Below are 23,062 nucleotides of genomic sequence, written 5' to 3' on the forward strand. Positions count from 1 at the left end.
ATCTCAAACCCTGGAGCTTGCTCCGGGGTTTTTCTTATCTGTTTAACCACATTAATCCCAGGGACTTCACCATGAAACTATTCGCCCAGGACTCGCATCTCGACCTTTCACATCCCCATGTGATGGGGATCCTGAATGTCACGCCTGATTCCTTCTCTGACGGCGGCACGCATAATTCGCTTATCGACGCGGTTAAACACGCGAATTTAATGATTAACGCGGGTGCCACCATCATTGACGTTGGAGGGGAGTCAACGCGGCCTGGCGCGGCGGAGGTTTCGGTGGAAGAAGAGCTGGCGCGCGTGGTGCCGGTGGTGGAGGCTATCGCCCGGCGCTTTGAAGTGTGGATCTCTGTTGATACCTCCAAACCCGAAGTGATCCGTGAAGTGGCGAGAGTGGGCGCTCACATTATCAATGATATCCGCTCGCTGACCGAGCCGGGCGCGATTGAAGCCGCCGCAGAAACCGGGCTACCGGTGTGTCTGATGCATATGCAGGGCCAGCCTAAGACAATGCAGGAGGCGCCAAAATATGAAGACGTGTTTGCCGACGTCACCCGCTTCTTTATTGAGCATATCGAACGCTGTGAACGTGCGGGTATCGCAAAAGAGAAATTGCTGCTCGACCCGGGCTTCGGTTTCGGTAAAAATCTCTCACACAATTACGCGTTGCTTGCGCGCTTATCAGAGTTTCATCAGTTCGGCCTGCCACTGCTGGTGGGAATGTCGAGAAAATCGATGATTGGTCAGTTGTTGAATGTCGGGCCGAGCGAACGTCTGAGCGGCAGTCTGGCCTGCGCGGTGATTGCCGCGATGCAAGGTGCACACATCATTCGCGTCCATGACGTAAAAGAAACAGTAGAAGCAATGCGTGTGGTGGAAGCCACACTGGCAGCGAAGGAAAACAAACGCTATGAGTAATCGTAAATATTTTGGTACCGATGGCATCCGTGGGCGCGTAGGCGATGCGCCAATTACCCCTGACTTTGTCCTGAAGCTGGGCTGGGCAGCGGGGAAAGTGCTGGCGCGTCATGGCTCCCGTAAGATCATTATTGGTAAAGATACCCGTATTTCGGGTTATATGCTGGAATCCGCGCTGGAAGCCGGGCTGGCGGCGGCGGGGCTTTCAGCTTCCTTTACGGGGCCAATGCCAACTCCTGCTGTTGCCTATCTGACCCGCACCTTCCGTGCGGAAGCGGGCATCGTCATTTCCGCTTCCCATAACCCGTTCTATGACAACGGTATCAAATTCTTCTCCATCGACGGCACCAAACTGCCGGATGACGTGGAAGAGGCGATTGAAGCGGAAATGGAAAAAGAGATCACCTGTGTAGACTCCGCTGAGCTGGGTAAAGCAAACCGTATTGTCGATGCCGCAGGCCGCTACATTGAATTCTGCAAAGGCACTTTCCCGAATGAACTGAGCCTGGCACACCTCAAAATTGTGGTGGACTGTGCAAACGGTGCGACTTACCACATTGCGCCGAATGTGTTCCGCGAGCTGGGTGCGAAAGTGATCACTATCGGCTGCGAGCCGGACGGTCTGAACATCAACGAAGAAGTTGGCGCGACAGACGTACGTGCCTTGCAAGCGCGTGTCCTGGCTGAAAAGGCCGATCTGGGTATTGCCCTGGATGGCGATGGTGACCGTGTGATCATGGTTGATCACGAAGGTAACAAGGTCGATGGCGATCAGATCCTCTACATCATTGCGCGTGAAGGCCTGCGTCAGGGGCAACTGCGCGGTGGCGCGGTGGGCACTTTGATGAGCAATATGGGTCTGGAGCTGGCGCTGAAACAGCTGGGCATCCCGTTTGTTCGTGCGAAAGTGGGTGACCGCTACGTGCTGGAAAAACTCCAGGAGAAAGGCTGGCGTATTGGCGCGGAAAACTCCGGCCACGTGATCCTGCTCGATAAAACCACCACCGGTGACGGCATTGTGGCGGCGCTTCAGGTTGTTGCCGCGATGGCGCGTAACCATATGAGCCTGCACGATCTGTGCAGCGGCATGAAAATGTTCCCGCAGATCCTGGTCAACGTGCGTTTCACCGCGGGTAAAGGTGACCCGCTGGAAAATGATAACGTGAAAGCGGTGATGGCAGAGGTGGAAGCGACGCTTGGCAGCCGTGGGCGCGTCCTGCTGCGTAAGTCGGGTACCGAGCCGCTGATCCGCGTGATGGTGGAAGGCGAAGACGAAGCGCAGGTGACTGAATTTGCGCACCGCATTGCGGATGCAGTCAAAGCTGCATAATCTTTCAGAATAAGTGTTTAAAAAGGCGGCGTTTGCCGCCTTTGTTTTAAACAATTAATGGCTTTTTGCTGTTTTTTTCCGCAGTTGATACAATGCCTCGAAAATGCCCTTGCGAAGGTGATTCGCTTTGGTTAGTATTCACACCCGCTTCAGTGGGAAACAAAATCCTGCTAATTGGTCGAAGCATTGGTATGCGGCAAATCCGCAAGGAACAGGTTGATTATGTACGAAGCTCTTTTAGTTATTTTCCTTATTGTAGCCATCGCTCTCGTAGCGCTGATTATGCTACAGCAAGGTAAAGGCGCTGATATGGGAGCCTCCTTCGGAGCAGGCGCTTCTGGTACGCTGTTCGGTTCAAGTGGTTCTGCGAACTTCATGACCCGCACGACGGCGATTCTGGCTACGCTGTTCTTCATTATCAGTCTGGTGCTGGGCAATATCAACAGCAACAAGACCAGTAAAGGAAGCGAGTGGGAAAATCTGAGCGCGCCAGCAAAAACTGAGCAAACTCAGCCAGCTGCACCGGCTAAGCCAACCAGCGATATCCCGCAGTAAGTATTCCGTACCGAGGTGGTGGAATTGGTAGACACGCTACCTTGAGGTGGTAGTGCCCTAACGGGCTTGTGGGTTCGAGTCCCATCCTCGGTACCAATATTCCAGAAGAAAGACGTCGCAAGACGTCTTTTTTTTCGTCTCTATATTCTGTGTTTCCGATCTATTGTAGGGCGGGTAAGCGCAGCGCCACCCGCCGTTTTGCCCGGTGGCGCTGCGCTTACCTGGCCTACGAAGACCACAAAAAAGGCGCCCAATGGGCGCCTTTTGCATGTTTCATTATCGATTATTTCTTATCGCTGTGTTCCAGGTTCTCAACCTGTGGGAGGCCATTACCGGAACTGGCGGAGAGCAGGCCATTCTCAACATAGTTGAACAGCTTCTCACGGGTATCGGTGATGTCCAGGTTACGCATGGTCAGCTGGCCAATACGATCGTCCGGAGAGAACACTGACTCACCTTTCTCCATGGTCAGACGCTCTGCTTTATAGGTCAGGTTGTCAGACACGGTGTTCAGGATGGAGTAGTCGTTACCGCGACGCAGTTCCAGGGTCACTTCGCCGGTGATGGCGCTTGCCACCCAACGTTGCAGGGCGTCACGCAGCATCAGCGCCTGTGGATCAAACCAGCGACCCTGATACAGCAGTTTGCCCAGCTGACGGCCATGAGCGTGATACTGCTCAATGGTGTCTTCGTTGTGAATACCGGTCAGCAGACGCTCATAAGCGATGTGCAGCAGCGCCATCCCTGGAGCTTCGTAAATGCCGCGGCTTTTTGCTTCGATGATACGGTTTTCGATCTGATCGCTCATACCCAGACCGTGACGACCGCCGATGCGGTTTGCTTCCAGCATCAGTTCAACATCGTCGGAGAAGGTTTTACCGTTCAGGGCAACCGGATGACCACGTTCGAAACGCACGGTCACTTCTTCCGCCGGGATCTTCACGTTTTCATCCCAGAACTTCACGCCCATGATCGGGTTAACAATTTTTACGCTGGAGTTCAGGAATTCCAGGTCTTTCGCTTCGTGCGTCGCACCCAGCATGTTGGAGTCGGTTGAGTAGGCTTTCTCAACCGACATCTTGTAGTCAAAGCCGCAGGCAATCATAAACTCAGACATTTCATGACGGCCACCCAGCTCGTCGATGAAGTCGGTATCCAGCCACGGTTTGTAGATCTGCAACTCGGCGTTGGTCAGCAGGCCATAACGATAGAAACGTTCAATATCGTTGCCTTTATAGGTGCTACCGTCCCCCCAGATGTTCACGCCATCTTCTTTCATGGCGGCGACCAGCATAGTGCCGGTGACGGCACGACCCAGCGGGGTGGTATTGAAATAGGTCAGGCCGCCGGTAGTGTTATGGAAAGCACCGCACTGGATCGCGGCAATCCCTTCGGCGACCAGCTGCTTACGGCAGTCGATCAGACGTGCGTTCTCTGCGCCATATTCCATGGCACGACGAGGGATCGCGTCATAATCTTCCTCGTCCGGCTGACCCAGGTTCGCAGTATATGCATAAGGAACCGCTCCCTTCTGGCGCATCCACAGCAGTGCAGCGCTGGTATCCAGGCCGCCAGAAAAAGCGATGCCAATACGTTGTCCTACCGGGAGATGCTTGAGAATCGTCGTCATATAATAAAACCCTGCTTGATTGACTGATTAGAGACCGCTTTCGCTCTCTATGCATGTTTATGCAAAATAAGTGAGTATTCATTTAATCATCTTTTATCGACGACCGAAAGAGACGTGTGCGTTTTTTGTAAAAATTTCCCTTTTATTGCCCTGGCCGAAGTTGGGTTGACAGGTGGGGTCAACTATCAATATACTGAATGCCGATTTTACGTCCCGTCTTCGGTACCAAATCCCAGCATTATTTGCAAATTCTGTCCAAAACGCGTAGAATTTGCCACGTTTCAGGCGCGGGGTGGAGCAGCCTGGTAGCTCGTCGGGCTCATAACCCGAAGGTCGTCGGTTCAAATCCGGCCCCCGCAACCACTTTCCCATAAAGTTCTTTTTCAAATATACTGTGAAGACTTAGAGCCTTCGTAGCTGGATTTGAAAAAATGCTTTCGGAGAGTGCTCCAGGCCACAGTTGTGGCTATAGGGTTCAGTTATCTAAAGCCCCGATTTATCGGGGTTTTTTGTTATCTGACTACAGAATAACTGGGCTTTACGCCCTTTTTTTATGTCTTGGGGGTGGGCTTGTCCACATTAGAGCAAAAATTAACAGAGATGATTACTGCGCCGGTCGAAGCACTGGGCTACGAACTGGTCGGCATCGAATTCGTTCGCGGCCGTACATCCACACTGCGCATCTATATTGATAGTGAAGATGGCATCAATGTTGATGATTGTGCTGATGTCAGCCACCAGGTGAGTGCGGTTCTTGATGTTGAAGATCCGATTACCGTTGCGTACAACCTGGAAGTTTCCTCACCTGGCCTCGATCGTCCGATGTTCACGGCCGAGCACTACGTGCGCTTTACCGGTGAAGAAGTGGCTCTCGTTCTGCGTATGGCCGTACAGAACCGCCGTAAATGGCAGGGAATTATCAAAGCCGTTGATGGTGAAATGATCACGGTGACAGTCGAAGGCAAAGATGAAGTGTTCGCGCTGAGTAATATCCAGAAGGCGAACCTGGTTCCCCACTTTTAACAGTCTGGATTGAGGTGAAAAGCCCGCGATGAACAAAGAAATTTTGGCTGTTGTTGAAGCCGTCTCCAACGAGAAATCACTGCCGCGTGAGAAGATTTTCGAAGCGCTGGAAAGTGCACTGGCTACAGCAACCAAGAAAAAATACGAACAAGAGATCGATGTTCGCGTAGAAATCGATCGTAAAAGCGGTGACTTCGATACATTCCGTCGTTGGGTAATCGTTGAAGAAGTGACCCAACCGACCAAAGAGATCACCCTGGAAGCGGCACGTTTTGAAGACGAAAGTCTGAACGTGGGTGACTACGTTGAAGATCAGATTGAATCTGTTACCTTCGACCGTATCACCACCCAGACCGCGAAGCAGGTTATCGTGCAGAAAGTTCGCGAAGCCGAGCGCGCGCTGGTTGTCGATCAGTTCCGCGATCAGGAAGGCGAAATCATCACTGGCGTGGTGAAGAAAGTGAACCGCGACAACATCTCTCTGGAGATCAAATCCGAAGGACTGCCGGGTAACGCTGAAGCCGTCATCCTGCGCGAAGACATGCTGCCGCGTGAAAACTTCCGCCCAGGCGACCGTATTCGTGGTGTGCTGTATGCCGTACGTCCTGAAGCGCGTGGTGCACAGCTGTTCGTGACGCGTTCTAAACCAGAAATGCTGGTTGAACTGTTCCGTATCGAAGTGCCGGAAATCGGCGAAGAAGTTATCGAAATCAAAGCGGCGGCCCGCGATCCGGGTTCCCGTGCGAAAATTGCGGTGAAAACCAACGACAAGCGTATCGACCCGGTCGGTGCTTGCGTCGGTATGCGTGGCGCACGTGTTCAGGCGGTTTCTACCGAACTGGGCGGCGAGCGCATTGATATCGTTCTGTGGGACGACAACCCGGCGCAGTTCGTGATCAACGCAATGGCACCGGCTGATGTGGCGTCTATCGTTGTTGACGAAGACAAACACACCATGGATATCGCTGTAGAAGCGGGCAATCTGGCGCAGGCGATTGGCCGTAACGGTCAGAACGTACGTCTGGCGTCACAGCTGAGCGGCTGGGAACTCAACGTGATGACCGTTGATGACCTTCAGGCCAAGCATCAGGCTGAAGCCCACGCGGCGATCGATACCTTCACCAAATACCTGGACATTGACGAAGACTTCGCCACTGTGCTGGTTGAAGAAGGTTTCTCTACGCTGGAAGAACTGGCCTACGTGCCAATGAAAGAGCTGCTGGAAATTGACGGTCTGGATGAACCAACCGTTGAAGCCCTGCGTGAACGCGCTAAAAACGCACTGACCACCCTGGCGCTGGCTCAGGAAGAAAGCCTTGGCGATAAGAAGCCGGCTGATGACCTGCTGAATCTGGAAGGTCTTGATCGTGCGATTGCGTTCAAGCTGGCTGCCCGTGGTGTTTGTACGCTGGAAGATCTCGCTGAGCAAGGCGTTGATGACCTGGCCGATATCGAAGGTTTAACCGACGAGAAAGCCGGCGAACTCATCATGGCCGCACGTAATATTTGCTGGTTCGGCGACGAAGCGTAATAAACTGTAGCAGGAAGGAACAGCATGACTGATGTAACTGTAAAATCGCTGGCTGCTGAGATTCAGACCTCCGTGGACCGCCTGGTACAGCAATTTGCTGATGCAGGGATCCCGAAGTCCGCTGATGACTCGGTGACCGCGCAAGAAAAACAAACCTTGTTAGCGCACCTGAACCGTGAACACGGCTCTACGCCTGACAAGTTAACGCTACAGCGTAAAACGCGTAGCACGTTGAACATCCCTGGTACCGGTGGCAAAAGCAAGTCGGTACAAATTGAAGTCCGCAAGACGCGCACCTTTGTAAAACGTGATCCGCAAGAGGCAGAACGCCTTGCCGCGGAAGAGCAGGCACAGCGTGAAGCGGAAGAACAAGCTCAGCGTGAGGCAGAAGCCACTGCCAAACGTGAAGCAGAATTAAAAGCTGAACGTGAGGCCGCAGAAAAAGCGAAACGCGACGCCGGTGAAAAAGCGAAGCGTGACGCTGCGGAAAAAGACAAAGTGAGCAATCAACAGACCGACGAAATGACCAAAACTGCCCAGGCTGAAAAAGCCCGCCGTGAAAATGAAGCTGCCGAGCTGAAGCGTAAAGCGGAAGAAGAAGCCCGCCGCAAGCTTGAAGAAGAAGCTCGCCGCGTCGCCGAAGAAGCGCGTCGCATGGCAGAAGAAAACGAGAAGAATGGTGTGAATACTGCTGAACCAACTGAAGATACCAGCGATTATCACGTCACCACGTCTCAGCATGCGCGTCAGGCAGAAGACGACAACGACCGCGAAGTAGAAGGTGGTCGTGGTCGTACTCGCAGTGCAAAAGCTGCGCGTCCTGCGAAAAAAGGTAACAAACACGCTGAATCAAAAGCTGACCGTGAAGAAGCGCGTGCAGCGGTTCGCGGCGGTAAAGGCGGCAAGCGTAAAGGTTCCGCTCTCCAGCAGGGCTTCCAGAAGCCTGCTCAGGCCGTTAACCGTGACGTTGTGATCGGCGAAACTATCACCGTTGGCGAACTGGCTAACAAAATGGCGGTGAAAGGCTCTCAGGTCATCAAAGCGATGATGAAACTGGGCGCAATGGCCACCATTAACCAGGTCATCGACCAGGAAACCGCACAGCTGGTTGCCGAAGAGATGGGCCACAAAGTTATCCTGCGTCGTGAAAACGAGCTGGAAGAAGCAGTAATGAGCGACCGTGATACGGGCGCAGCGGCTGAACCGCGCGCACCGGTTGTGACCATCATGGGTCACGTTGACCACGGTAAAACCTCTCTGCTTGACTACATTCGTTCTACTAAGGTTGCCTCCGGCGAAGCGGGTGGTATTACCCAGCACATCGGTGCTTACCACGTAGAAACCGAAAACGGCATGATCACCTTCCTGGATACCCCAGGCCACGCAGCGTTTACCTCAATGCGTGCTCGTGGTGCTCAGGCAACGGATATCGTTGTTCTGGTTGTTGCTGCCGACGATGGCGTGATGCCGCAGACCATTGAAGCTATCCAGCACGCGAAAGCGGCGCAGGTGCCTCTGGTTGTTGCAGTCAACAAAATCGATAAGCCAGAAGCCGATATGGATCGCGTGAAGAACGAACTGTCCCAGTACGGCGTTATGCCGGAAGAGTGGGGCGGTGAAGCACAGTTCATCCCTGTATCTGCAAAAGCGGGTACCGGTATCGACGACCTGCTGAACGCCATCCTGCTTCAGGCTGAAGTTCTGGAGCTGAAAGCGGTTCGTAAAGGTATGGCGAGCGGCGCGGTAATCGAATCCTTCCTGGATAAAGGTCGTGGTCCGGTTGCAACCGTTCTGGTTCGCGAAGGTACTCTGCACAAGGGCGACATCGTTCTGTGTGGTTTCGAATACGGTCGCGTTCGCGCGATGCGTAACGAACTGGGTCAGGAAGTGCTGGAAGCGGGTCCGTCCATTCCAGTGGAAATCCTGGGGCTGTCCGGTGTTCCGGCTGCCGGTGACGAAGTAACCGTCGTACGTGACGAGAAGAAAGCGCGTGAAGTCGCTCTGTATCGTCAGGGTAAATTCCGTGAAGTGAAGCTGGCTCGTCAGCAGAAATCTAAACTCGAGAATATGTTCGCCAACATGACCGAAGGCGAAGTTCACGAAGTGAACGTTGTTCTGAAAGCGGACGTTCAGGGTTCTGTGGAAGCGATCTCCGACTCCTTGCTGAAACTGTCTACCGACGAAGTGAAAGTGAAGATCATCGGTTCTGGCGTAGGTGGTATCACCGAAACCGACGCAACTCTGGCAGCAGCGTCCAACGCGATCCTGGTTGGCTTCAACGTTCGTGCTGACGCATCTGCGCGTAAAGTGATTGATGCTGAAAGCCTGGATCTGCGTTACTACTCCGTCATCTATAACCTGATTGACGAAGTGAAAGCAGCGATGAGCGGCATGCTGTCTCCTGAGCTGAAACAGCAGATCATCGGTCTGGCTGAAGTACGTGACGTGTTCAAATCACCGAAATTCGGTGCGATCGCGGGCTGTATGGTTACCGAAGGGACCATCAAGCGTCACAACCCAATCCGCGTACTGCGTGACAACGTGGTTATCTACGAAGGCGAGCTGGAATCCCTGCGCCGCTTTAAAGATGACGTTAACGAAGTCCGTAACGGCATGGAATGTGGTATCGGCGTGAAGAACTACAACGACGTTCGCGTTGGCGATATGATCGAAGTGTTCGAGATCATCGAAATTCAGCGTACCATCGCGTAATCTTCTTCAACAGAAGATTAATGAGCGTAGGCCGGGTAAGCGAAGCGCCACCCGGCAGTAATTTTAAAAAGGGGCTTAAGCCCCTTTTTTGTCTGGAGAATTTATTATGGCGAAAGAATTTGGTCGCCCACAGCGCGTCGCGCAGGAGATGCAGAAAGAGATCGCTCTCATTCTGCAACGTGAAATCAAAGATCCACGCGTGGGTATGATGACCACCGTGTCTGGCGTGGAAATGTCCCGCGACCTGGCGTACGCCAAAGTGTTTGTAACTTTCCTGAATGACCAGGATGAAGACGCTGTGAAGAACGGCATTAAAGCGTTGCAGGAAGCCTCTGGTTTCATTCGCTCTCTGCTTGGCAAAGCGATGCGCCTGCGTATCGTGCCAGAGCTGACCTTCTTCTACGACAACTCGCTGGTTGAAGGTATGCGTATGTCCAACCTGGTGACCAGCGTGGTGAAACATGACGATGAGCGTCGTGTTAACCCGGCGGACGACAGCAAGGAGGACTGATGAGTCGTCCTCGTCGTCGCGGTCGTGACGTGCATGGCGTGCTCTTGCTGGATAAACCACAGGGCGCATCCAGCAACGACGTGCTGCAAAAAGTGAAGCGTATTTATAACGCCAACCGAGCAGGGCACACCGGCGCGCTGGATCCGCTGGCAACCGGCATGCTGCCGATCTGCCTGGGGGAAGCGACAAAGTTTTCCCAGTACCTGCTGGATTCCGATAAGCGCTACCGCGTGATTGCCAAACTGGGCCAGCGTACGGATACCTCCGATGCAGATGGCCAGGTGGTGGAAGAGCGCCCGGTGACCTTCAGCGCAGAGCAACTTGATGCGGCGCTGGACAGCTTCCGTGGTGATACGCTACAGGTGCCGTCGATGTATTCGGCGCTGAAATATCAGGGCAAAAAGCTCTACGAATATGCACGTCAGGGCATTGAGGTTCCGCGCGAAGCTCGTCCGATTACCGTGTATGAGCTGCTGTTCATTCGTCACGAAGGTGATGAACTCGAGCTGGAAGTACACTGTTCGAAAGGGACCTATATCCGCACCATCATTGATGACCTCGGTGAAAAGCTGGGCTGCGGCGCGCATGTGATTTATCTGCGTCGTCTGGCGGTCAGCAAATATCCGGTCGAACGCATGGTGACGCTTGAGCATCTGCACGCCCTGATTGAGCAGGCGCAAGCGCAGGGCGTTGCGCCGGCCGATCTGCTGGACCCGCTGCTGATGCCAATGGACAGTCCGGCAGTGGACTTCCCGGTTGTTAATCTTCCTTTAACATCGTCCGTTTACTTTAAGAACGGAAACCCGGTTCGCACAACGGGGGCACCGCTTGAGGGCCTGGTACGCGTGACGGAAGGTGACGAAGGGAAATTCATCGGTATGGGCGAAATGGACGGCGAAGGGCGTGTGGCGCCGCGTCGTCTGGTCGTCGAATATCCGGTCGAAGCGTGACGGTGATAACGCCTTACCTTGCGATAAGCAGGGGAGACGAGTAGAATATCGCCGCTTAACGCCTGGTAAATTGTTTAACAATCTGCGGGGCGTACATGGGATAGCTGAATTAGAGATCGGCATCCTTACATTCTTTATACTTTGGAGTTTGAAAATGTCTCTAAGCGTTGAAGCTAAAGCTAAAATCGTTTCTGAGTTTGGTCGTGGTACTAACGACAGCGGTTCTACCGAAGTTCAGGTTGCACTGCTGACTGCACAGATTAACCACCTGCAAGGTCACTTTGCAGAGCACAAAAAAGATCACCACAGCCGTCGTGGTCTGCTGCGTATGGTTTCTCAGCGTCGTAAACTGCTCGACTACCTGAAGCGTAAAGATGTTGCACGCTACACCGCGCTGATCGAGCGTCTGGGTCTGCGTCGCTAATTCTTGCGAGTTTCAGAAAAGGGGGCCTGATGGCCCCTTTTTTCAACCAGACGGCAGCAATTCAATGGAAACTATTGTATTGTTGCTATAAATGATCTTCATTGCAGAGGTTCGCGCGGCTAATGAGAGGCTTCACCCATGGGGGTGTCGGTTGTCATTAGTCGCGAGGATGCGAAGAAGGTCGGGTTAAATCGTCAGCACACCTGAGGTGTGCTTTCAAACATTTAAGAAAGGACAGAACTTTGCTGAATCCGATCGTTCGTAAATTCCAGTATGGTCAGCATACCGTCACGCTGGAAACCGGCATGATGGCGCGTCAGGCTACTGCTGCCGTTATGGTAAGCATGGATGACACTGCTGTATTCGTTACCGTAGTTGGCCAGAAAAAAGCTAAACCAGGTCAGGACTTCTTCCCGCTGACCGTTAACTACCAGGAGCGTACCTACGCTGCCGGTAAAATCCCAGGTGGCTTCTTCCGTCGTGAAGGCCGTCCAAGCGAAGGCGAAACCCTGATCGCGCGTCTGATTGACCGCCCGGTTCGTCCGCTGTTCCCGGAAGGCTTCGTGAACGAAGTGCAGGTTATCGCAACCGTTGTTTCCGTTAACCCGCAGGTTAACCCGGACATCGTTGCGATGATCGGTGCGTCTGCTGCCCTGTCACTGTCTGGTATTCCATTCAATGGTCCAATCGGTGCTGCGCGCGTGGGTTACATCAATGATCAGTACGTGCTGAACCCAACTCAGGAAGAGCTGAAAGAGAGTAAGCTGGACCTGGTTGTCGCCGGTACTGAAGCCGCGGTGCTGATGGTTGAATCCGAAGCTGAACTGCTGAGCGAAGACCAGATGCTGGGCGCTGTGGTCTTCGGCCACGACCAGCAGCAGGTTGTTATCCAGAACATCAACGACCTGGTGAAAGAAGCCGGTAAACCACGTTGGGACTGGCAGCCAGAAGCGGCCAACGACGCGCTGAACGCACGCGTTGCTGCACTGGCAGAATCTCGTCTGAGCGACGCATACCGCATCACCGACAAACAGGAGCGCTATGCTCAGGTTGATGTGATCAAATCTGAAGTGACCGCGACCCTGGTTGCCGAAGACGAAACGCTGGACGCTAACGAAATTGGCGAAATCCTGCACGCTATCGAGAAAAACGTTGTTCGTAGCCGCGTACTGGCAGGCGAGCCGCGTATCGATGGCCGTGAAAAAGACATGATCCGTGGTCTGGACGTGCGTACTGGCGTACTGCCACGTACTCACGGTTCTGCGCTGTTCACCCGTGGTGAAACGCAGGCGCTGGTAACCGCGACCCTGGGTACTGCACGTGACGCACAGATCATCGACGAACTGATGGGCGAGCGCACTGACAGCTTCCTGTTCCACTACAACTTCCCTCCGTACTCTGTGGGCGAAACCGGTATGGTTGGCTCACCGAAGCGTCGTGAAATTGGTCACGGTCGTCTGGCGAAGCGCGGCGTGCTGGCAGTGATGCCAGAAGCAGACAAATTCCCGTACACCGTACGTGTGGTGTCTGAAATCACTGAATCCAACGGTTCTTCTTCCATGGCTTCCGTGTGTGGTGCTTCTCTGGCGCTGATGGATGCAGGCGTGCCAATTAAAGCCGCCGTTGCGGGTATCGCAATGGGTCTGGTGAAAGAAGGCGACAACTACGTTGTTCTGTCTGACATTCTGGGTGATGAAGACCACCTGGGTGATATGGACTTCAAAGTGGCGGGTTCCCGCGACGGTATCTCTGCTTTGCAGATGGATATCAAAATTGAAGGTATCACCAAAGAGATCATGCAGGTTGCTCTGAACCAGGCTAAAGGTGCGCGTCTGCACATCCTGGGCGTGATGGAACAGGCTATCAACGCGCCACGCGGTGATATCTCTGAATTCGCTCCGCGTATTCACACCATCAAGATCAATCCAGACAAGATCAAAGATGTTATCGGTAAGGGCGGTTCCGTTATCCGTGCACTGACCGAAGAGACGGGCACCACCATCGAAATCGAAGATGACGGTACTGTGAAGATCGCAGCAACCGACGGCGAGAAAGCGAAATACGCTATCCGTCGTATCGAAGAGATCACGGCAGAAATCGAAGTGGGCCGTATCTACAATGGTAAAGTGACCCGTATCGTTGACTTTGGCGCATTCGTTGCCATCGGTGGCGGTAAAGAAGGTCTGGTACACATCTCTCAGATCGCTGACAAGCGCGTTGAGAAAGTGACCGATTACCTGCAAATGGGTCAGGAAGTACCGGTGAAAGTTCTGGAAGTTGACCGCCAGGGCCGTATCCGTCTGAGCATTAAAGAAGCAACCGAGCAGTCTCAGCCTGCTGCGGCGCCGGAAGCTCCGGCTGCTGAACAGCAAGGCGAGTAAGGTTGCCATTTGCCCTCCGCGCAGGCGGAGGGCTTATTATCAGGCAGGACGCCTTGTTAAGCCGCCGGGGGACAGGACGTTCATCCAATAGTTGTCTTCGGGAGTGGGAAATGAAGCCTTTTTTGCGCTGGTGTTTCGTTGCGACAGCTTTAACGCTGGCAGGATGCAGCAACTCTGCCTGGCGTAAGAGCGAAGTCCTCGCAGTGCCATTGCAACCGACTTTGCAGCAGGAAGTCATTCTGGCACGCATGGAACAAATACTTGCCAGTCGGGCTTTAACCGATGACGAACGCGCACAGCTTTTATATGAGCGCGGAGTGTTGTATGATAGTCTCGGTCTGAGGGCACTGGCGCGAAATGATTTTTCACAAGCGCTGGCGATTCGACCTGATATGCCTGAAGTATTCAATTACTTAGGCATTTATTTAACGCAGGCAGGCAATTTTGATGCTGCCTATGAAGCGTTTGATTCTGTACTTGAGCTTGATCCAACTTACAACTACGCGCACTTGAATCGCGGTATCGCATTGTATTACGGCGGACGTGATAAGTTAGCGCAAGATGATCTGCTGGCGTTTTATCAAGACGATCCTAATGATCCTTTCCGCAGCCTGTGGCTTTACATCGTTGAGCAGAAGCTTGATGAGAAGCAGGCCAAAGAAGCACTGAAACAGCGCTTCGAGAAATCGGACAAGGAACAGTGGGGATGGAACATTGTCGAGTTCTACCTGGGCAACATTAGCGAAGCAACGCTGATGGAACGCCTCAAGGCGGACGCAACGGATAACACCTCGCTCGCTGAGCATCTCAGTGAAACCAACTTCTATTTAGGTAAGTACTACCTAAGTCTGGGGGATATGGACAGCGCTACGGCACTGTTCAAATTAGCGGTTGCTAACAACGTACATAACTTCGTTGAGCACCGTTATGCATTGTTGGAATTATCGCTCTTGGGCCAGGAGCAAGACGACCTGGCAGAATCGGACCAGCAATAGCTGACGACATAAACATCAGCCCGTAATCTTTTGATTGCCATCACCTTCACTGGTGAGGGCGTTGTTGTTCGTCAATACACCTAATTTGAGCCGGTTCACACTTTTCAATGAAAATTGCTAATCATTTTCACGATGAGCTAAGTAGACTGGCCGCCATTAATATCGAGGCACTTGTACTACATGGCTGAATTCGAAACCACTTTTGCAGATCTGGGCCTGAAGGCTCCTATCCTTGAAGCCCTTAACGATCTGGGTTACGAAAAACCATCTCCGATCCAGGCTGAGTGTATCCCACACCTGCTTTCTGGTCGTGACGTGCTGGGCATGGCCCAGACTGGTAGCGGTAAAACCGCAGCATTCTCGCTGCCGCTGCTGAACAACATTGATCCGGACCTGCGCGCGCCGCAGATCCTCGTCCTGGCTCCAACCCGTGAACTGGCTGTTCAGGTTGCTGAAGCCATGACGGAATTCTCTAAACATATGCGCGGCGTAAACGTGGTAGCCCTGTACGGCGGCCAGCGTTATGACGTGCAGTTACGCGCCCTGCGCCAGGGTCCACAGATTGTTGTCGGTACGCCGGGCCGTCTGCTGGATCACCTGAAGCGCGGTACCCTGGACCTCTCTAAACTGAGCGGTCTGGTACTGGACGAAGCCGATGAAATGCTGCGTATGGGCTTCATCGAAGACGTAGAAACCATCATGGCGCAGATCCCGGAAGGTCATCAGACCGCTCTGTTCTCTGCAACTATGCCAGAAGCGATCCGTCGCATTACCCGCCGCTTCATGAAAGAGCCGCAGGAAGTGCGCATTCAGTCCAGCGTGACCACTCGCCCGGACATCAGCCAGAGCTACTGGTCTGTATACGGCATGCGCAAAAACGAAGCGCTGGTGCGTTTCCTGGAAGCGGAAGATTTTGATGCGGCGATTATCTTCGTTCGTACCAAAAACGCGACCCTGGAAGTGGCTGAAGCCCTGGAGCGTAGCGGCTACAACAGCGCAGCGCTGAACGGCGACATGAACCAGGCCCTGCGTGAGCAGACTCTGGAGCGTCTGAAAGACGGTCGTCTGGATATTCTGATTGCAACCGACGTGGCAGCACGTGGCCTGGACGTTGAGCGTATCAGCCTGGTTGTAAACTACGATATCCCAATGGACTCCGAGTCTTACGTTCACCGTATCGGCCGTACCGGTCGTGCGGGGCGTGCGGGCCGTGCGCTGCTGTTCGTTGAGAACCGCGAGCGTCGTCTGCTGCGTAACATTGAACGCACCATGAAGCTGACCATTCCAGAAGCTGAGCTGCCAAACGCAGAACTGCTGGGCAAACGCCGTCTGGAAAAATTCGCCGCAAAAGTACAGCAGCAGCTGGAAAGCAGCGATCTGGATCAGTACCGTGCGCTGCTGTCCCAGATCCAGCCTGTCGCTGAAGGCGAAGAGCTGGACATGGAAACCCTGGCCGCAGCACTGCTGAAAATGGCGCAGGGCGAACGTAGCCTGATCGTGCCACCTGATGCGCCGATGCGTCCTAAGCGTGAGTTCCGTGACCGTGACGATCGTTTCGAACGTCGTGGCGACCGTAACGACCGTGGTCCACGCGGTGACCGTCCAGAGCGTGGTGGTGAAGACCGTCCACGTCGCGAGCGTCGTGACGCTGGCGAAATGGAACTGTATCGCATTGAAGTGGGCCGTGATGATGGTGTTGAAGTTCGTCACATCGTTGGCGCGATCGCTAACGAAGGCGACATCAGCAGCCGTTACATTGGTAACATCAAGCTGTTCGGTTCCCACTCCACCATCGAGCTGCCAAAAGGCATGCCGGGCGAAGTACTGCAACACTTTACTCGCACCCGCATCCTGAACAAGCCGATGAACATGCAGCTGCTGGGCGATGCACAGCCACGTCCTGACCGTGGCGGCGAACGTCGTGGCGGTGGTCGCGGTTTCGGTGGCGAGCGTCGTGAAGGCGGTCGCAGCGAAGGTCGCGGTGGTGAAGGCCGTCGTTTCTCCGGCGAGCGCCGCGAAAACCGTGGTCCACGCCGTGAAGAAGGTGCCAGCCGTCGTCGTTTCGGTGACGCGTAAGCCTTTCGCTTCTGACGTAAAGTAAAATATACAGCCCCGATAGTCGCTATCGGGGCTTTTTTTATTCCTTTTGTACTCTTGTACTGGTACAGTGCAACACACTAAAATGCAGAACCACATTTTTCACTGGAGATAAGGCCGCATGGCAACACTAACCACCACCCAAACGTCACCTTCGCTGCTTGGCGGCGTGGTGATCATCGGCGGAACCATCATTGGTGCCGGGATGTTTTCCCTGCCTGTGGTCATGTCCGGTGCGTGGTTCTTCTGGTCGCTGGCGGCACTGGTTTTCACCTGGTTCTGCATGCTCCATTCCGGGCTGATGATCCTTGAAGCAAACCTGAACTACCGCATTGGCTCCAGCTTCGACACCCTCACCCGGGATCTGTTGGGCAAAGGCTGGAACCTGGTGAACGGGCTGTCCATCGCGTTTGTACTCTATATCCTGACCTACGCGTACATTTCAGCGAGCGGGTCGATTCTGCATCACACCTTCTCAGAGATGTCGCTGAACGTTCCGGCGCGTCTGGCGGGTCTCTGCTTCGCGCTGGGCGTGGCGTTTATCGTCTGGATGAGCACCAAAGCGGTCAGCCGCATGACGGCAATCGTGCTGGGCGCAAAGGTCATCACCTTCTTTCTTACCTTCGGCAGCCTGCTGGGGCACGTCACGCCGGCCACGCTGTTTAACGTTGCCGAAACGAACACCTCTTATACGCCGTACCTGCTGATGACCCTGCCGTTCTGTCTGGCGTCGTTTGGCTACCACGGTAACGTACCGAGCCTGATGAAGTACTACGGCAAGGATCCGCGCACCATCGTGAAATGCCTGGTTTACGGCACGCTGCTGGCGCTGGCGCTGTATGTGATCTGGCTGCTGGGGACGATGGGTAACATCCCGCGTCCGGAATTTATCGGCATTGCGCAGAAGGGCGGTAACATTGATGTGCTGGTACAGGCGCTGAGCGGCGTGCTGAACAGCCGCAGCCTGGATCTGCTTCTGGTGGTCTTCTCGAACTTTGCGGTGGCGAGTTCATTCCTCGGCGTGACGCTGGGCCTGTTTGACTACCTGGCGGATCTGTTTGGTTTTGATGACTCTGCGACGGGGCGCTTCAAAACGGCGCTGTTGACCTTCCTGCCGCCGATTGTGGGCGGCCTGCTGTGGCCGAACGGTTTCCTGTACGCCATCGGCTATGCAGGACTGGCGGCCACCATCTGGGCGGCGATTGTACCGGCGCTGCTGGCGCGCAAATCACGTAAGCGCTTCGGCAGCCCGAAATTCCGCGTCTGGGGCGGAAAACCGATGATTGCGCTGATCCTGTTATTTGGTATCGGTAACGCGGTGGTGCACGTGCTGTCGAGTTTTAATCTGTTGCCTGTGTATCAGTAAAACGTGCGGTCTGAACCCCTCACCCCGGCCCTCTGCCGCAGGGAGAGGGAGAAAAGAATGTAGGCCCGGTAAGCGAAGCGCCACCGGGCAAAGCAAAAAAACTACCCCACCAACTCCTCTTTCACCTGCATTGCCAAATCAAACGAATGCAGACGCGCCTGGTGATCGAAAATCTGGCCGTTAACCATAATCTCATCCGCCTGGGTTTCACGCAGCACCGCCTCCAGCCCGTGACGCACTTTCGCCTTATCACCTACCAGCGACATACTCAGAGCCTGCTGCACGCCATACTGCTCGGAGGCCGACCACAGCTGATGCATATTCTCTACCGGCGGCGGCAGCTGGCCCGTCTCACCGCGACGCAGCTTCACAAACGCCTGCTGCATGGAGGTGAACAGGAATTCCGCGTCGCGGTTGCTGTCGGCGGCAATGATATTGATACAGACCATCGCGTACGGTTTCTCCAGACGCTCGGACGGTTTGAAGTGCGCGCGGTAGAGATGCAGCGCCTGATGCAGCATATCCGGTGCGAAATGCGAGGCAAACGCAAACGGCAGCCCCAACTGGGCGGCGAGCTGCGCGCTGTACAGACTTGAGCCTAACAGCCATACCGGGATCTTTTCCCCGTACCCCGGCACAGGGCGCACGTGCGGGTTCGGGTCACGCGCGTCAAACCAGTCCACCAGCTCCGCCACATCGCGCGGGAAGTTATCGATATCGCCGCTCATATGGCGACGCAGGGCGCGCATGGTCGGCTGGTCGCTGCCCGGCGCGCGGCCAAGCCCTAAATCAATACGGCCCGGATAGAGGGTATTCAGCGTCCCGAACTGCTCAGCAATCACCAGCGGGGCGTGGTTTGGCAGCATCACGCCGCCGGAGCCCAGGTGCAGTGTGGTGGTATTCGCCGCCAGATAGCCAATCAGCACCGAGGTGGCGGCGCTGGCGATGCCCACCATATTGTGGTGCTCCGCCAGCCAGTAGCGGTGATAGCCGCGCTTTTCGGCAAGCTGAGCAAGATCGAGAGAGTGCGTGAAGGCTTCTCTGGCCGAGGAGCCTTGTGGGATCGGCGCCAGATCCAGCACCGAAAACGGAATGGTTTTGTCAGTCATAACAGCTCACTTTGTCGACGGTCAATCTTTAATACTGCATTAAAAAATGATAACTGTTGTTAACAAAGTGAGCCTTTTTTATGCCTGCAATTCCAGCCCGGCGAGACGTCGCCAGTAACCGTTGCAGTCGCTGTTTGCCGTCAGAGGCAGCGGAGCAGCGCCATTTTCGTTGGCGCGGAAGGCGTCCAGCATGGCGAATACGCCGGTATCCAGCGGCGAAAGACGCACCATATCCACCAGCCCGTGCATTGACGCCAGCTCGTTGCCGAGGTTATAGACGTAACCGCTCATGGTCTGAATGCCGTTAAGAACAAACACCTGCTGATTCTCCTGCGACAGCATGCTGCGTCCGTTCGGGTACTTAATGCAGCAGGTTTCGCACTCGTCTTTCGGACGATCTTCGGAACGTGCGGTGAAGCAGCGGGCAGAGTAGGCCAGCGGCAGATGCCCATAGCTCAGAACTTCTACTTCAAACTTGTTGCGAATGCCCAGCTCTTCACACTGTGTAAGCAGGTTGGCCAGCCAGTCGCGGGAGAGCTCAACCGGCATGCACCAGCGTGTCATCCCCTGTTTGAGCAGCAGGCGCAGGGTCACGGCGTTATAGCAGTTCAGGGCATGTCCGGCGACAAACGGCAGCTTACGTTCGGCGCACATGTTCACCACGCCCAGGTCGCTCGCCTCCAGCAGGAACTCACCGTTTTCGACGTAGCGCTTCAGCTCGCCCAGTTCAGAGGACGCCTGCACCAGCGCCAGCGTCGAGAGCACCACCTGCTTGCCGCTGCCGGCCAGGCTTTTCGCCATATCCAGCCAGTCGCCCACTTTGGTGGCGCGGCGCTTGCTGCACACCGCTTCGCCGAGGTAAATCACATCGGCGCTGCTGTTAGCCGCCTGCTGGTAAAAATCTTCCAGCGTCTCTTTTGGCCAGTAGTAAAGCACCGGCCCTAATGAATATTTCATGATTATCTCACTGCCATTTACGGTGATACGCGCCGAGCGTGGTTTGGGTGCCTTCGGACATCGCGCCGAGCGTCTCCATCCATGCCGCCTGCGGAGCGTAGTTTTGCGGATCCGCCATGCAGCGGTCGATGGCCTGACGCCACACCTTTGCCACCTGGCTCACGTAGGCCGGGCTGCGCTGGCGGCCTTCGATTTTCACCGAGGCAATATTGGCGGCCAGCAGCTCTGGCAGCAGTTCCAGCGTGTTGAGGCTGGTGGGCTCCTCCAGCGCGTGGTAGCGCTCGCCGTCCACCAGATATCGGCCTTTGCACAGCGTCGGGTAGCCCGCGTTTTCACCGTCCTGATAGCGGTCAATTAACACATCATTCAGGCGTGACTCCAGTCCCTGCGGCGTTTGCTGCCAGCGAACGAAGCGGGCAGGCGAGCAGGCGCCGACGGTATTTGGCGATTCGCCGGTCAAATACGAGGAAAGATAGCAGCGGCCTTCGGCCATGATGCACAGGCTGCCGAAGGCAAAAACCTCCAGCGGCACTGGCGTGACGCGCGCCAGTTGCTTAACCTGATGAATAGAGAGTACGCGCGGCAGCACTACGCGAGCCACGTCAAAGTGTCGATGATAAAAACGGACGGCCTCTTCATTGGTGGCCGATGCCTGAACAGAGACATGGCGCTCAATATGCGGATAACGTTCTGCCGCATACTCAAGCATGGCGAGATCGGCCAGGATCAGCGCATCGGCGCCTAGCTGGGCCGCCATATCCACGGCGCGCTGCCAGCGGGCATAGCCATCAGGATGGGCAAAGGTATTGATGGCGATGTGCAGTTTGCGCCGGTGCTGGTGGACGAAATTAACGGCTTCCTGAAGCTTTTTCTCCGTAAAGTTAAGACCCGCAAAATGGCGGGCGTTGGTATCATCTTTCAGCCCGATATAGACCGCATCGGCCCCATTTTCGATGGCCGCCTTAAGCGCCGGAAGGTTTCCGGCAGGGCAGAGCAGCTCCATAATTTATCCCGATGTTGTCGATCGCAGGGATCGTAAAAAATGTTAACGAGCTGGGATTTTAATTAACCCATACGCGACAATTTTTGATTTAAGGCAGCTAATGGCGTATTGATGGCACCAATAATGAGGTACACCGGACAACGGTTTGTTGATTTACGCCGCTATCTTCTTGTCGGGATATGGCAAAATAGCAGGACTATAGCTATCAGGGAGTAAAGCTCGTGCTGGATAAACTGCGTTCACGTCTCGTACAATTTGGTCCATCAATGCTGAGCGTGCCGGTAAAACTGGCGCCGTTCGCGCTTAAACGCCAGGTGCTGGAGCAGGTACTGAGCTGGCAGTTCCGCCAGGCGCTACAGGACGGTGAGCTGGAGTTTCTGGAAGGCCGCTGGTTAAAGATTGAAGTGCGCGATATCGGGTTGCGCTGGTTTACTTCCGTTGAGAACGATCGGCTAATTGTCCGTGAAACCGCCGAGGCGGATGTCAGCTTTAGCGCGGATGCCAGCGATCTGCTGATGATCGCCGCGCGCAAACAGGATCCGGACACCCTCTTCTTCCAGCGTCGTCTGGTGATTGAAGGCGACACGGAGCTCGGTCTGTACGTCAAAAATTTAATGGATGCCATTGAGCTGGAGCAGATGCCGAAAGCGCTGCGTATGATGTTGATGCAAATGGCAGATTTCGTTGAGGCCGGGCTAAAAACCCCGCCGGACAGTAAACACACTTCAGTAGGTGAACCATGCTGATTCGAGTCGAAATTGGGATTGATGCGCCGGGTATCGATGCGTTGTTACGCCGCTCTTTTGCAGGCGACGCCGAAGCCCAACTGGTTCACGATCTTCGCGAAGATGGCCTGATTACGCTGGGCCTGGTTGCCACCGACGATGAAGGGCAGGTGGTCGGCTACGTGGCCTTCAGCCCGGTGATTGTGCAGGGTGAAGAGTTACAGTGGGTCGGCATGGCGCCGTTGGCGGTGGATGAAAACTACCGTGGCCAGGGCCTGGCGCGCCAGCTGGTCTATGAAGGGCTGGATTCACTGAATGAATTTGGCTATGCCGCTGTCGTCGTTCTGGGCGATCCGGCGTTCTACGAACGTTTAGGTTTTGAGCCAGCGTCCAGATACGATCTGCGCTGCCACTGGCCGGGCACGGAAACATCTTTCCAGGTGCATCCTCTGGCGGATGATGCGCTCGACGGCGTTACCGGTCTGGTGGAGTACCACGATCATTTCAATCGTTTTTAAGCAGGCTTTCGCGTAGCGCCTCGAAAGAGCCGTCCCCGTTGACGAGACGCTCTTTCTGGCGCTTTGTCAGCTGCTTGATGCGGTATTCCAGCCTGAGCGCCAGGGATCTGTCGCCCACGGCGGCTGAAAACGCTAACTGAAGTTCACCTTTCCCCCGTAGTGCTTTCGCCCCTTTCCCCGTTTGATGTTGTAAAAAACGCCGTGCCACATCGGTAGTGATCCCGGTGTAGAGTGCGTTATCAGCGGTTCGGACAAGATAGAGAAACCAGCACACGGTAAACAGATTCAGTATGTTAAGGTGAACGCACCATAGCATGAGAGAGAG

21 protein-coding genes and 2 tRNA genes are annotated in these 23,062 nt (G+C 54.7%); 18 read left to right on the forward strand and 5 right to left on the reverse strand.

Annotated elements, in window-relative coordinates; all coding sequences use genetic code 11:
• The first annotated feature begins 71 nt into the window (after nucleotides 1-71).
• The 4 genes from folP to ACOTX4_RS00505 all read left to right on the forward strand — a co-directional run bounded on the left by folP (nucleotide 72) and on the right by ACOTX4_RS00505 (nucleotide 2,901).
• A complete protein-coding gene (gene folP, locus ACOTX4_RS00490; RefSeq protein ID WP_003861807.1) occupies nucleotides 72-920 on the forward strand; it encodes a dihydropteroate synthase in 849 nt (282 codons plus the stop codon).
• Nucleotides 913-2,250, forward strand: coding sequence for a phosphoglucosamine mutase (glmM, locus tag ACOTX4_RS00495; protein ID WP_003861804.1), 1,338 nt, complete (start codon nucleotides 913-915; stop codon nucleotides 2,248-2,250). Before folP ends, glmM begins: the two co-directional genes overlap by 8 nt.
• Before the next feature lie 222 nt (nucleotides 2,251-2,472).
• Complete coding sequence (gene secG, locus ACOTX4_RS00500; protein WP_003861803.1) at nucleotides 2,473-2,805, forward strand: preprotein translocase subunit SecG; 333 nt, start codon at nucleotides 2,473-2,475, stop codon at nucleotides 2,803-2,805.
• 9 nt (nucleotides 2,806-2,814) lie between these two features.
• A tRNA-Leu gene (locus tag ACOTX4_RS00505) sits at nucleotides 2,815-2,901 on the forward strand.
• 187 nt (nucleotides 2,902-3,088) lie between these two features.
• Here the strand turns inward: ACOTX4_RS00505 and argG are convergent.
• The gene (argG, locus tag ACOTX4_RS00510) at nucleotides 3,089-4,435 is read right to left on the reverse strand and encodes an argininosuccinate synthase (RefSeq protein WP_023323785.1); all 1,347 of its coding nucleotides are present in this window, start codon (nucleotides 4,433-4,435) and stop codon (nucleotides 3,089-3,091) included.
• Between the two features lie 286 nt (nucleotides 4,436-4,721).
• Between argG and ACOTX4_RS00515 the strand changes: the two genes are divergently transcribed.
• The 12 genes from ACOTX4_RS00515 to mtr all read left to right on the forward strand — a co-directional run bounded on the left by ACOTX4_RS00515 (nucleotide 4,722) and on the right by mtr (nucleotide 18,425).
• A tRNA-Met gene (locus ACOTX4_RS00515) sits at nucleotides 4,722-4,798 on the forward strand.
• A gap of 207 nt (nucleotides 4,799-5,005) precedes the next feature.
• The gene (gene rimP, locus ACOTX4_RS00520; protein ID WP_014833432.1) at nucleotides 5,006-5,458 is read left to right on the forward strand and encodes a ribosome maturation factor RimP; all 453 of its coding nucleotides are present in this window, start codon (nucleotides 5,006-5,008) and stop codon (nucleotides 5,456-5,458) included.
• Nucleotides 5,459-5,486: 28 nt separating this feature from the next.
• On the forward strand, nucleotides 5,487-6,989 hold the full coding sequence (nusA, locus tag ACOTX4_RS00525; RefSeq protein ID WP_003861798.1) for a transcription termination factor NusA: 1,503 nt from the start codon (nucleotides 5,487-5,489) through the stop codon (nucleotides 6,987-6,989).
• 24 nt (nucleotides 6,990-7,013) lie between these two features.
• On the forward strand, nucleotides 7,014-9,701 hold the full coding sequence (gene infB, locus ACOTX4_RS00530) for a translation initiation factor IF-2 (RefSeq protein WP_003861796.1): 2,688 nt from the start codon (nucleotides 7,014-7,016) through the stop codon (nucleotides 9,699-9,701).
• Nucleotides 9,702-9,807: 106 nt separating this feature from the next.
• On the forward strand, nucleotides 9,808-10,212 hold the full coding sequence (rbfA, locus tag ACOTX4_RS00535) for a 30S ribosome-binding factor RbfA (RefSeq protein ID WP_003861793.1): 405 nt from the start codon (nucleotides 9,808-9,810) through the stop codon (nucleotides 10,210-10,212).
• Nucleotides 10,212-11,162 carry a tRNA pseudouridine(55) synthase TruB gene (gene truB / locus ACOTX4_RS00540; RefSeq protein WP_003861791.1) on the forward strand — a complete coding sequence of 317 codons (951 nt, stop codon included), beginning with the start codon at nucleotides 10,212-10,214 and terminating at the stop codon, nucleotides 11,160-11,162. Before rbfA ends, truB begins: the two co-directional genes overlap by 1 nt.
• Before the next feature lie 154 nt (nucleotides 11,163-11,316).
• Nucleotides 11,317-11,586, forward strand: a complete 270-nt coding sequence (rpsO, locus tag ACOTX4_RS00545) for a 30S ribosomal protein S15 (RefSeq protein WP_003861789.1) — start codon at nucleotides 11,317-11,319, stop codon at nucleotides 11,584-11,586.
• Between the two features lie 242 nt (nucleotides 11,587-11,828).
• A complete protein-coding gene (gene pnp, locus ACOTX4_RS00550) occupies nucleotides 11,829-13,967 on the forward strand; it encodes a polyribonucleotide nucleotidyltransferase (RefSeq protein ID WP_003861786.1) in 2,139 nt (712 codons plus the stop codon).
• A 110-nt stretch (nucleotides 13,968-14,077) separates the two neighbouring features.
• Nucleotides 14,078-14,962, forward strand: coding sequence for a lipoprotein NlpI (nlpI, locus tag ACOTX4_RS00555; RefSeq protein WP_003861782.1), 885 nt, complete (start codon nucleotides 14,078-14,080; stop codon nucleotides 14,960-14,962).
• Between the two features lie 107 nt (nucleotides 14,963-15,069).
• Nucleotides 15,070-15,150, forward strand: a complete 81-nt coding sequence (gene yrbN / locus ACOTX4_RS00560; protein WP_097397692.1) for a protein YrbN — start codon at nucleotides 15,070-15,072, stop codon at nucleotides 15,148-15,150.
• Nucleotides 15,143-17,038: a DEAD/DEAH family ATP-dependent RNA helicase gene (locus ACOTX4_RS00565; RefSeq protein ID WP_003861780.1), complete on the forward strand. Its 1,896-nt coding sequence runs from the start codon at nucleotides 15,143-15,145 to the stop codon at nucleotides 17,036-17,038. The genes yrbN and ACOTX4_RS00565 overlap by 8 nt, the downstream gene beginning before the upstream one ends.
• A gap of 142 nt (nucleotides 17,039-17,180) precedes the next feature.
• Complete coding sequence (gene mtr / locus ACOTX4_RS00570) at nucleotides 17,181-18,425, forward strand: tryptophan permease (RefSeq protein ID WP_032667314.1); 1,245 nt, start codon at nucleotides 17,181-17,183, stop codon at nucleotides 18,423-18,425.
• 101 nt (nucleotides 18,426-18,526) lie between these two features.
• On the opposite strand, the gene ACOTX4_RS00575 is transcribed toward mtr, so the two are convergent.
• The 3 genes from ACOTX4_RS00575 to ubiU form a co-directional block, all read right to left on the reverse strand.
• Entirely contained in the window at nucleotides 18,527-19,534 is a 1,008-nt protein-coding gene (locus tag ACOTX4_RS00575) for a luciferase-like monooxygenase (RefSeq protein WP_047654244.1), read from the reverse strand.
• A gap of 78 nt (nucleotides 19,535-19,612) precedes the next feature.
• On the reverse strand, nucleotides 19,613-20,491 hold the full coding sequence (locus ACOTX4_RS00580) for a U32 family peptidase (protein ID WP_003861775.1): 879 nt from the start codon (nucleotides 20,489-20,491) through the stop codon (nucleotides 19,613-19,615).
• A gap of 7 nt (nucleotides 20,492-20,498) precedes the next feature.
• A complete protein-coding gene (gene ubiU, locus ACOTX4_RS00585; RefSeq protein ID WP_003861773.1) occupies nucleotides 20,499-21,494 on the reverse strand; it encodes a ubiquinone anaerobic biosynthesis protein UbiU in 996 nt (331 codons plus the stop codon).
• 221 nt (nucleotides 21,495-21,715) lie between these two features.
• Here ubiU and ubiT point away from each other — a divergent pair, with 221 nt between their 5' ends.
• Complete coding sequence (ubiT, locus tag ACOTX4_RS00590) at nucleotides 21,716-22,240, forward strand: ubiquinone anaerobic biosynthesis accessory factor UbiT (protein ID WP_003861771.1); 525 nt, start codon at nucleotides 21,716-21,718, stop codon at nucleotides 22,238-22,240.
• On the forward strand, nucleotides 22,234-22,737 hold the full coding sequence (locus ACOTX4_RS00595; protein WP_003861769.1) for a GNAT family N-acetyltransferase: 504 nt from the start codon (nucleotides 22,234-22,236) through the stop codon (nucleotides 22,735-22,737). Before ubiT ends, ACOTX4_RS00595 begins: the two co-directional genes overlap by 7 nt.
• Here ACOTX4_RS00595 and ACOTX4_RS00600 read toward each other — a convergent pair.
• The gene (locus tag ACOTX4_RS00600; RefSeq protein WP_003861768.1) at nucleotides 22,724-23,053 is read right to left on the reverse strand and encodes a GIY-YIG nuclease family protein; all 330 of its coding nucleotides are present in this window, start codon (nucleotides 23,051-23,053) and stop codon (nucleotides 22,724-22,726) included. The genes ACOTX4_RS00595 and ACOTX4_RS00600 overlap by 14 nt on opposite strands.
• Nucleotides 23,054-23,062 lie beyond the last annotated feature (9 nt).

Source organism: Enterobacter cloacae complex sp. IR5459, assembly GCF_049238005.1.
In the GTDB taxonomy this organism is placed as follows: Bacteria; Pseudomonadota; Gammaproteobacteria; order Enterobacterales; family Enterobacteriaceae; genus Enterobacter; species Enterobacter hormaechei_C.